Source organism: Paraburkholderia sp. UYCP14C, from assembly GCF_004197395.1.
Classification (GTDB): Bacteria; Pseudomonadota; Gammaproteobacteria; order Burkholderiales; family Burkholderiaceae; genus Paraburkholderia.
Genome location: NZ_SELS01000134.1, coordinates 1 through 7965, shown reverse-complemented (window position 1 = coordinate 7965; position 7965 = coordinate 1). Strand labels below are relative to the sequence as shown.

The 7965-nt window shown below is 60.6% G+C and carries 6 protein-coding genes; 3 read left to right on the top strand and 3 right to left on the bottom strand.

Annotation, left to right across the window (positions count from 1 at the left end; genetic code table 11):
• Positions 1–342: 342 nt before the first annotated feature.
• From EVC45_RS42765 to EVC45_RS42755, 3 genes are all read left to right on the top strand, one after another.
• Positions 343–1146 (top strand): transglutaminase family protein, encoded by an 804-nt coding sequence (locus EVC45_RS42765; RefSeq protein WP_129964116.1) that lies wholly within the window; start codon positions 343–345, stop codon positions 1144–1146.
• 1078 nt (positions 1147–2224) lie between these two features.
• Positions 2225–3058, top strand: coding sequence for a DUF932 domain-containing protein (locus EVC45_RS42760; RefSeq protein ID WP_129964115.1), 834 nt, complete (start codon positions 2225–2227; stop codon positions 3056–3058).
• Between the two features lie 123 nt (positions 3059–3181).
• Positions 3182–5332 (top strand): ParB/Srx family N-terminal domain-containing protein, encoded by a 2151-nt coding sequence (locus tag EVC45_RS42755; RefSeq protein ID WP_129964114.1) that lies wholly within the window; start codon positions 3182–3184, stop codon positions 5330–5332.
• Between the two features lie 46 nt (positions 5333–5378).
• On the opposite strand, the gene EVC45_RS42750 is transcribed toward EVC45_RS42755, so the two are convergent.
• From EVC45_RS42750 to EVC45_RS42740, 3 genes are read right to left on the bottom strand one after another with little or no spacing between them, the layout of a single operon-like run.
• Positions 5379–6053 (bottom strand): hypothetical protein, encoded by a 675-nt coding sequence (locus EVC45_RS42750; RefSeq protein WP_129964113.1) that lies wholly within the window; start codon positions 6051–6053, stop codon positions 5379–5381.
• Positions 6046–6738 carry a protein mobD gene (locus tag EVC45_RS42745; protein ID WP_129964112.1) on the bottom strand — a complete coding sequence of 231 codons (693 nt, stop codon included), beginning with the start codon at positions 6736–6738 and terminating at the stop codon, positions 6046–6048. Before EVC45_RS42745 ends, EVC45_RS42750 begins: the two co-directional genes overlap by 8 nt.
• 9 nt (positions 6739–6747) lie before the next feature.
• A complete protein-coding gene (locus tag EVC45_RS42740) occupies positions 6748–7212 on the bottom strand; it encodes a hypothetical protein (RefSeq protein WP_129964111.1) in 465 nt (154 codons plus the stop codon).
• Between the last annotated feature and the right edge of the window lie 753 nt (positions 7213–7965).

Sequence of the window (7965 nt, the reverse complement as noted above, 5' to 3'; positions counted from 1 at the left end):
GCAACATTCTCAGCCAACCGCCACCGCCTTCCTCGTATCCCCCGCCTGCCGCCGTACACCAGATCCGAGATTAGCTCGGGACAGCCTCTAGCCACGTTCAGCGGTACGGTTAAATAGCTGACGATCAGCCGCAGGACGGCATTGAACGCCAGGGGGCCCAAGTTCAGACCAGCAAGAAAGCGTACGTTCCAACATTCCGCTCAGGAACGACAGCAGGCAATTATTTTTGCACGCGAGCATGAGCCCGGTAGAGGGAAACATCTCTTGTTGCCGTGTCCGGCAATGCGCTTTCAGAATGCCAAGCCCAACGCCACCTGCAATCAGCCGAATCAGGGAGGATTCATGAAGCTTCGCGTCGGATACGAACTGTCGTATGAGTGCCCACAGCCTACGCCGATGATTCTGATGCTGAACACGCATTTTTCGCACGCGAAGGATACTGTCGTGGCGGATCTGCTCGTTACCGATCCGCCGGTGCCGATACACCAGTATCGCGATTTGTTCGGCAACTTGTGCAGCCGGATTGTCGCGCCCGTCGGGCGTGTGGAATTGCGCACGACAGCGCTGCTGAATGTGTCAAGTGCTATGGAGACGCGGCCCATCGATGGTTGGGGCCATCCGGTCGAGCAGTTGCCCGACGATACGCTGATTTTCCTATTGGGCAGCCGCTATTGCGAAACCGATCTGCTGGTCGGAATCGCGTGGCAGATTTTCGGCCAGTGCACGCCGGGCCGTGAGACCGTTCTGGCAATCTGCGACTTCGTGCACCGACACATCGAATTTGATTACGGGCATGCGCGGCCGACCAAAACTGCGTGGGATGCGTACCGCGAACGCAAAGGCGTCTGCCGCGATTTCGCGCATCTGGGCGTCACGCTATGCCGGGCAATGAATATTCCGGCGCGCTACTGCACCGGCTATATCAGCGACGTGGGCTTGCCGCCCGTTGCGGCGCCGATGGATTTCGCGGGGTGGTTCGAAGCATATGTGGGCGGTAGCTGGCAGACCTTCGATCCGCGGAACAACGCTCCGCGCATTGGGCGTGTTTTGATGGCATACGGACGCGATGCCGCCGATGTCGCAATCAGCAATGCATTCGGGCCCGCCGTGCTAACGCACTTCAAGGTGCACTGCGACCAGGAATGACCGAGCCGCTCAGCCGGCGCGGAAATGTACGGATAAGATGCGTTCGCGTGGCAATGTCGCCGTTCGAACACAAACAGTGCATTGCGCGGCGCTGAGTCTTCGTGGCGCGACGGCGTAAGGTTGGCCAACGCATTGAGGTCTGCCAGCGGCCGCTTTGGAGAAGGTTGAATGCCCGTTGCGGGTCGAGAGGACTCATTCGCCAATAGGGAAAGCTGGCACTCGCCGACACCGGGTCGCCAATGTCCGCGAGGCGACCTAGAACGGCCACACGTTCCTGATCGGCCACCGACCGCTTTGGCCGATGACGCGACGCAGGCTCTCGACAAGCGAATGACTTGCGAAGTGATGCTGACGTCTGAATATCCTCGCGACGGACCGGAATAAGGTTCCATCCTGGCCGAACTGCAACGGATTGTCTTACATCGCCTGTCAAATCAAGTCCAGTTTTCTACACATAATAAAACTATCCCACCATTCAGCCGGGTTGCCACTTCCAATACTCGACTGAGCGTCACGCCCGGGTGCGTGGCCCGATCAGCTCGGGCAAAACTCTCTGCTTGTCGCGAGAACGCGTCTGCACTGCCAGATACCTCCCTTCTGACGCCTGTGTGGTCCTGAGCGAGAGCCGCCTCAGATCCATCGAATGTTCGAATTCTGACTCGTTTCGTGCCTGCCACACCATCGAGAGCGAAATCCGATATCCCTCAATTACTTGCGCTCCGACCGCGTAGGTTATTCACAGCGTTGCCCCCCAAACTGTGAATAACCGAGGCTTCGCAATTCATCCCGTCGAACTCGCGCCCTGGCATCTGCCTGACACCCTCTTTCCTGCCCTGTCCCGCGACCGTAGCCGAAGCCGGGGCGGCATCAAGGGGCGAGGGACCGTGTTGCCCGCACCCCTCCCTCGCCTTTTTCCTTGACACCGCCCCGCCCCCGGCTCCCTGGGTCGCACGGGCAGGAAACAGGGCGTCAGGCAAAAAGCAGAAGCCAACCCCGAGTTCCACCGGGAAGGTTTCCCGCGTAAGCGGCAAGGCCATCCCACAGCCCGTCCTTCAACTCTTTTGCTGTGGAGAATGCCATGCAACTCGCTTCTTCTTTCCACTACGGTTCCCCGATGCTTCGTGCCGATTCGCCCCTGTCGGACGACCAGATTCGCCGCGTTGCCCCGTCCATCTTCGCGGAAGGCAAGCACGAAAGCCGCTCAGAACGCTACACCTACATTCCCACCATCGACGTGCTGAGCGGCCTGCGCAATGAAGGCTTCCAGCCGTTCATGATCTGCCAGACCCGCGTGCGCGATCAGGGCAAGCGCGAATATACGAAGCACATGCTCCGCCTGCGTCACACCGACCAGATCAACGGCGACGAAGCCAACGAGATCGTGTTGCTCAACTCGCACGACGGCACGAGCAGCTACCAGATGCTCGCGGGCATGCTGCGCTTCGTCTGCCAGAACGGCATGGTGGCCGGCGACAACGTCGCGGATATCCGCGTCCCGCACAAAGGCAACGTCGTCCAGAACGTCATCAACGGTGCGTTCGACGTGCTCGACGGTTTCGACCTGATTCGCGAGCAGAAAGAAGGCATGCGCGACGTGACGCTCAACCGCGACGAGCAGCAGGTGTTCGCCCGCTCCGCGCTCGCGCTGCGCTACGAGCCGACCGGTGCCGAGGCACCGGCCCCAGTCACTGAAAGCCAGGTGCTCGCCCCCCGCCGTTTCGAGGATCGCCGCGACGACCTCTGGACAGTCTTTAACCGCGTGCAGGAAAACCTCACCAAAGGCGGCCTGCATGGCCGCTCGCGCACCGGACGCGCGATGTCCACGCGCCCCATCACCGGCATCGACCAGAACGTGAAGCTCAATCGCGCGCTGTGGATGCTGGCCGACGCCATGCGCCAGATGAAGGCGTAAGCGCTAGGGGCGACGCGATGTCGCCCCGTTCCAGCCGTGCCTGTCAGGACTCCTGTGCGGGTCTGGTCCTGATGGTCTCCGGTAGCCCTGTGACCCGGATTTTTTCCCTTTCTGGAGTCAGTCATGCAAACCCAAACCGAAATCACTGATGCGGGCACCATCGAGGCGGCCTCGCTGCTCGAAACCCACTTCGGCAATGAACAGCCCATCGCGACCGTGCCGTATTCCAGCCTGCGGCGCTCGCCGCTCAATGCGCGCACGAAACCCTTGTCGGGAATCCCGGGTCTCGCCGCCAATATCCGTGCGAAGGGCCTGCTGCAAAACCTCGTCGTTCACGAAATGAAAGGGTCGCGCGGCAAGCAACGGCGGTATGGCGTGTGCGCGGGCCAGCGTCGCGAGGCCGCTCTCGACCTGCTTTTCGAGCAGAAACACATCGCCGCCGATTACCCGGTGCCGGTGCGGATCGTCAGCGAAGGCGAAGCGCTCGCGATTTCATTGATCGAAAACAGCGAACGCGAAGGACTCGACCCGTTCGACGTGCTGCGCTCATACCGGATGCTGGCCGGGGAAGGCCGCAGCATCGATTACATCGCCGCGCTCTTTTCCGCCTCGCCGCTGACTGTCAAGCGGCGCATGAAGCTGGCCAACGTGTCTCCGAAGCTGCTCGCCCTGCTGCGCGAGGACGGCATCACGCTCGACCAGTTGGCCGCACTCGCCCTGGCCGACGATCACGAAACGCAGGAACGCGTCTGGTTCGACGCGCCGAACGAGTGGCAGCGCCAGCCGAACTATCTGCGGCAGGCGATCACGCGGGCCGAAATCGACGCGAGCCGCAGCCGCCTGGTACGCTTCGTCGGGCTGAACGCCTACGAGGCAGCGGGCGGGTACGTCAGACGCGATCTGTTCAGCGATGCCGAAAACGCCGGATTCATCGCCGATGCCGAACTGCTGCAACGTCTCGCGGGCGAAAAGCTCGAAGCCGTAGCCGGGGAAATCCGCGCCGAAGGGTGGAACTGGACTGAAACGCGCATTGAGAGGGACGTGCTCGAACTGAATCGCTACGACAGGCTCGATCCGCTCAACCGTCCATATACCGAGGACGAACAGCGCGAAATGGATGCGCTGACCGCGCGGCAGGACGAACTCGCGGAACTGTACGACGCGCTTTCGGAGGACGATGAAAACGCGTACGAAGAAGGCGAACGGATCGAGTCCGAACTGAACCTCGTCACCGCTGCGATTCAGGCACTCGAAACGCGCGCGCTGACATGGGACGCACAGCAGATGGCCGCAGCGGGTGCGTTCGTCATTCTCGACCCGCAGGGTAGCCTGATCATCGAACGCGGGCTGATCCGCCCCGACAGCGACGCCGCGCGCGATCCGGACGCAACTACTGTCGGACAAACCGTCGCCGCACTCATGGAGGCGAACCGGAAGCCCACGCCGGTTCACAGCGCGAAACTCTGTCAGCGCTTGAGCGCCCATCGCACTGCGGCAATCCACGCGGAATTGATCGCGCAACCGTCCGTCGCACTCGCCGCGCTACTGTTCCGGCTCACGCCAGTCGCCTTCCCGGAGCGGTACGGTGTCGGGCCGGGTCACGACTATCTGGGACTCAACGCCACCAGCAACCATGATGCACTGCTGAAAGCCGCCGATGATCTGTCCGCCAGTACCGCATGGAGCATCATCGACGCGCAGCGTCAGCAGTGGCTCGCGGCCCTTCCCCGGAATCTCGCCGACCTGCTGCCATGGCTGACCGGGCAGGATCCCGGCACGACGCTGCTCGATCTGCTCGCCTTCTGCACTGGTACCCTGCTTGACGGCGTAACCGGCATGGAAGGCCCGCACGCTATCAACGCCCTGACCAATGCGCTGCAACTCGACATGACCCGATACTGGACAGCGACCCGTGCGTCATATTTCGACCACGTCAGCAAGGCGCGTATCGTGGATGTGGCGATGCAGGCCTTATCGCCCAAGGTCGCCCTCGACCTCGGCAAGATGAAGAAGGGGGACGCCTCGGCCACTGCCGAATTGCGGTTGGCGAAGTCCGACTGGCTCCCGGAAGTCCTCACCGATCGGGAAGTACCGCCTGTCCGCGCGCTCGGCGTGCGCAGCACCCCGGACGATGAGACTGACGAGGACGAAGCCAGCGTTGAGGAAACAGAGGCACAGCCTGATGCGGAATCGGCCGACGAAAGTGTCGCAGCATGGCCCTACCCGACCGCAGCGGGCATGGCGGATGCCGAAACCACGCAGCGCACCGCGTGACTAACCACTCCCCGCCTGTGCCCAGGCAACAGGCAGGGAGTACGCTTTATCGGACGTGCTTACCAGCCCAGAATGCACCGGCAACCAGTATCGCAAACAGACCGACCACGACCGACAAGAGATAGCCGAGTCTGCGCATCAGACGCTGCCCGGATACATCGATACTCACCTGAGCCTGTCTGGCCGCAGACTCTATCGTCCGCTCAAACAGGTTCGCCGCCTCGTCCATCCGCGCCCGCTGTTCCCGCGCCGCCACCGCTGACGCACCGACAAGTCTGTTACCGGCAACGCTCGCTATCCGGCTCACCATCCGTTCAGCGAGCGAGGTCATCGATGCATTGTTGAGTTCTGCCAGCGCAGTCTGATACCGCGCTTCGTGTTCCCGGATCATGCTCTCAGCCAACTGGATCGTGGCCTTGCAACGCGCAAGCGCGTCGCGATGCTGACGCATCAAGGCATCGGTCGCCTCCCCGGCCTCACGGCGCACAACATCGAACCCGCCCTCTCCGGCCTTGCGGATACGATCCGGCATCGCTTCGTAAAGCCGCGCGTAGTATTCAAGCACGGCGATCATCGACCATAGTGCATCGTTATCGCGCAGGTTCAGCGCCCCGGATATCCGGCGCATGCGCAGCAGGCTCGTATCATCGGGCACTTCGCCCGCGACATCGAGAAATAGCCGGGCGAGCGCATCGGGCGACTTCGCCCGCCGGTTACGCATCGGACGTCACACGCGCGAACATGTCGCTATACAGGGCGCGCCAGCGCAGCAGTTCCGCCCTTTCGCCGATGTGCATCGTTTCGGCAGCCCTGCGGATCGACAGACGCTGACTGCGAAGTTCGTCGGCGACCCGATCCGCGAGATCGGGAAAATCCAGCGACTGGCCCTGCGCCTCGACAGCCTTGCGAAGTTTCGACTCTTGGTACAGCGTGAACCTGTCCGGTGTGCCGAAGTAGCCATTGCGCACAACATGCGTAAGCGCATGCGGAAACGTCTCGCCAAATTCCATCAGCAGTTCAAGACTGTCACGCTGCCGGTTGATGACCCACAGCACAACGAGGCGCCGCGCCAGTTCGTCCAGCGTACCGGCGAGTGTTCTGCCATATTGGGCAACCCCTGTCTGACTACGTGCCGCCGTGTTGACGATGACCGTCGCATCACGGTGTGCATCGCAGAAATTGACGAAGTCTATCCAGCCTCCCGCCTCGTCCAGATCGCATGACGCGCATTCGACCTCGTCATGGACAGCCTTCATGACATCGGGATTGGACGTATCCGTCTCCACCAGTACGACGTGCACATCCGAACGACGAATATAATCGACCAGCGCCAGCGTGACGAAGCTCTTGCCGACACCGCCCTTGCTGCCGCCGACCATATAGATGGGGTGATTTTCGGTTGCCATTTCATACCTCTACAGATTTTCGGTATCCGGCCTGATCGGAAATCCGAGAAAGCCCTTTACCGGTGTGGATTCCAGCCTGGTTATTGCCCCATCCCTTTTCTTTTGTGATTCGGTGCGTGCATTGCCTGTATTCGATGATCTCGCGTGACTGGCTTTCTTCACACGAGGCAATGCCGCGTCAGTATTTGTTGTGGCATGCCTTTCCGCCTGTGCAGACCTGTCCTCTATCGCCGCGTGCTTCATTGCATATCGCAACGTGGCCGCGCTGATTTCCACACCATCCTGCGCGATCTGCTGGACGATTTCTTCCTGCGTATACCCCTTCCTCTCTGCGCCCACGATTTGAGGCTGCAGGGACTTCATTGCATCGCGGACATTGACGCGATGCTCATGCGCGGGTTTCTCCGGCAGCGCATCAAGACGGCGCGCGGCAGCGTCCCACTGTGCCTGGGTAAAGCTCTTCACCATTGGCATGATTCACTCCTGCACGCTGCCTTCATCCCATCTTGCTAAGGGGAATAAAGCGCGTCAACCCCCACAAACAGGCATTAATCGAAGCACTGGAACGCAATGGAACGATCAGGAATTTGCCGGAACAAAAACTTTTTTTGCTTCGTCACAGGCTGGCAACGTTCTGGAATTTACGCGTACGGCGTTCGCAGCAGGATCTGGTTTTCAGTCGGGTAACCGATAGCTCATTGCCCTGGACCAGTCAGCATGTGGAATCCTGCGAGCGTCATGCTGCGCAGGACAATCGCGAGACCGGATACTACATCTCCAGACGGCACGACTTTTTGCCGCGCGACCTGCCGCTGTCATTCCACTCAACTTGCGTAACCGGCGACATCCTTGCATGGTGACTCGGCGCAGTATCTGAAATTTTCCTGCGCGATGACTGTTGGCCATGCTTCCGGATGTTGCGCCAGAACGGCGACTACCAGATTTCTCGAACGTCAACTATTTGCGCCAGCACGAAGACCCGCTCACGGGATACGCCGTTTCTTTTTGCCAGACCGGGTCAGCCTGCGGTGTACAGGGTTTCATTTTCTTGCGCGAGCAAACACGTTTTCTTGCGGTAGGAATTCGTCAATCCGCTTGGCCACGGCCAAGCCCGCTCACGGGATTTGCGAACGGAAAATTCAAGAACATAAAAACGAGGTATGGAATATCAGGGACTTTCGAGTCGGTAGTGGTACGCGCAAACTGGCGCGCACAACGGCGCGCAAC